The 2,511-nt window shown below is 67.3% G+C and carries 2 protein-coding genes; both read left to right on the forward strand.

The window, feature by feature from the left end; genetic code table 11:
• On the forward strand, nt 1-425 hold a 425-nt coding region (locus ACLP4W_RS20295; RefSeq protein WP_442389004.1), incomplete at its 5' end, for a transaldolase family protein.
• Between the two features lie 12 nt (nt 426-437).
• The coding region (locus tag ACLP4W_RS20300; RefSeq protein WP_442389005.1) for a glycoside hydrolase family 65 protein at nt 438-2,511 on the forward strand (2,074 nt) is incomplete at its 3' end.

Raw genomic sequence — 2,511 nt, forward strand, 5'->3', positions numbered from 1 at the left:
AAGGCAAGCTGGCCCTTGCGGTGGGCCTCGACGTCTACCGCGCCTACCGGCAACTGATGGACTCCGACCGGTTCCAGCGGCTGGAGAACGTCGGGGCCCGAATGCAGCGGCTGCTGTGGGCCAGCACCAGCACCAAGGACCCGGCCGCCCCCGACACCCTATACGTGCACGGGCTGGCCGCTCCGTTCACCATCAACACCATGCCCGACGCCACCCTTAAGGCCTTCTTCGACCACGGCGAGGTAGGGGACCCGCTGCCGCCCGACGGCGGCGACGCCGATGCGCTGCTCGCGCGGTTCACCGAAGCGGGCGTCGATCTGGGCGAGCTCGCGACGCAACTGCAGCGCGACGGGGCCAAGTCCTTCGTCGATGCCTGGAACGAGCTGGTGGGCCGGATCGACGCCCAGACGTCCGCGGTCGCCTAAACAGCCCACCAGATGATCACCGACGAGACGTTCCCAGTCGAGCCGTGGCACCTTCGTGAAACCGAGCTGGACATGAGCTTGCTGGCTCAGGCGGAGTCGTTGTTCGCGCTATCCAACGGCCATATTGGGTTGCGCGGCAACCTCGACGAGGGCGAGCCGTTCGGCCTTGCGGGCACATATTTGAACGGCTTCTACGAGACACGGCCGTTGCCCTACGCCGAGGCCGGCTACGGCTATCCCGAAGACGGTCAGTCTCTCATCGACGTCACCAACGGCAAAATCATCCGATTGCTCGTCGATGACGAACCGCTTGACGTGCGCACCGGTGAATTGGCCGAGCACCAAAGGGTTTTGGATATGCGCGCGGGCACGCTTGCCCGGCTGGCGCGGTGGCGCTCCCCGAGGGGCAAGCAGGTCAGGGTGACATCGACCCGGCTGGTGTCGCTGACGCAGCGCAGCGTGGCCGCCATCGAATACGACGTGGAGGCGCTTGACGAATCCATGCTTATCACCGTGCAATCCGAGCTGGTGGCCAACGAGGATCAGCCGGCGCCGCCGGCGGACCCGCGAGTCGCGGCGGCGTTGGACAAGCCGCTAGAGCCGGTGGGCCACGAGAAATCCGAGCGGGGCGCAGTGCTGGTGCACCGGACGCGGGCGAGCGGGTTGACCATCGTTGCGGCGATGTCTCATGAGGTGGTGGCGCCCGGGCGGGTCGAAGTGGTCAGCGACGTTGGCGCCGACTGGGCGCGCACCCTCGTGATCTGTGACTTGCAGCCGGGCGAGCACCTACGCATCGTGAAGTATCTGGGCTATGGCTGGTCGAGCCTGCGGTCGTCGACCGCGCTGGTCGACGATGTCGCCGGCGCGGTGGCCCAGGCCCGCTTTACCGGATGGCAGGGGCTGTGCCAGGCGCAGCGGGCCTGTCTTGACGACTTTTGGGACAGCGCAGACGTCGAGGTCGAGGGCGACCCGCAGTGCCAGCAGGCGGTGCGCTTCGGACTGTTTCACTTGCTTCAGGCCAGCGCGCGCGCCGAGCGGCGGGCGATCCCGGCGAAGGGCCTGACTGGCGACGGCTATGACGGGCACGCATTCTGGGACACCGAGGGGTACGTGCTTCCCGTGCTCACCTATACCGCGGCGTATGCCGCCGCCGCCGACGCGCTGCGGTGGCGGGCCTCAATTCTGGATATGGCGCGCCAGCGGGCGGCAGAGCTCGGGCTGACAGGGGCGAGCTTTCCATGGCGCACCATCGACGGGCAAGAGTGCTCGGGGTACTGGCCGGCCGGCACGGCGGCCTGGCACGTCAACGCCGACATAGCGATGGCCTTCGAGCGCTACCGCATCGTGACTGGCGACGAGTCGCTGGAAGCCGAGTGCGGACTGGAGGTGCTCGTCGAGACCGCCCGACTGTGGCGGGCATTGGGGAATCACGACCACTACGGGGTATGGCATCTCAGCGGGGTCACCGGCCCCGATGAGTACACGGCAATGGTGCGCGACAACCTGTTCACCAACCTGATGGCCGCACACAACCTGCGCACCGCGGCCGATGCATGCGGGCGGCATCCCGAGGCGGCAGGCGCGATGGGCGTAACCTCCCAGGAGACTGCGGCGTGGCGGGATGCCGCCGACGCGGTGTACGTGCCCTACGACGAGGAACTGGGTGTGCACGAGCAGTGTGCGGGGTTCACCACATTGCCGGAGTTCAACTTCACCGCAGACACGGCCTATCCGCTGCTGCTACACGAGCCCTACGTGCGGCTGTACCCGTCACAGGTGGTGAAGCAGGCCGATCTGGTGTTGGCGATGCATTGGCTTAGCCACGCGTTTTCCATCGAGCAGAAGGCCCGCAACGTCGACTACTACGAGCGGCGCACGGCGCGCGATTCGTCGCTGTCGGCGGCCACGCAGGCGGTGCTGTGCGCCGAGGTCGGTCACCTCGAGCTGGCCCACGACTACACCGATGAGGCGGCGTTGCTCGATCTTCGCGACCTCAACCACAACACCCGCGACGGCCTGCACCTGGCGGCGTTGGCTGGAGCCTGGACGGCGTTGGTGTCGGGGTTTGGCGGTTTGCGCGACGATG

The sequence above is a fragment of the Mycobacterium sp. genome (assembly GCF_052145595.1).
Lineage (GTDB): Bacteria > Actinomycetota > Actinomycetes > Mycobacteriales > Mycobacteriaceae > Mycobacterium.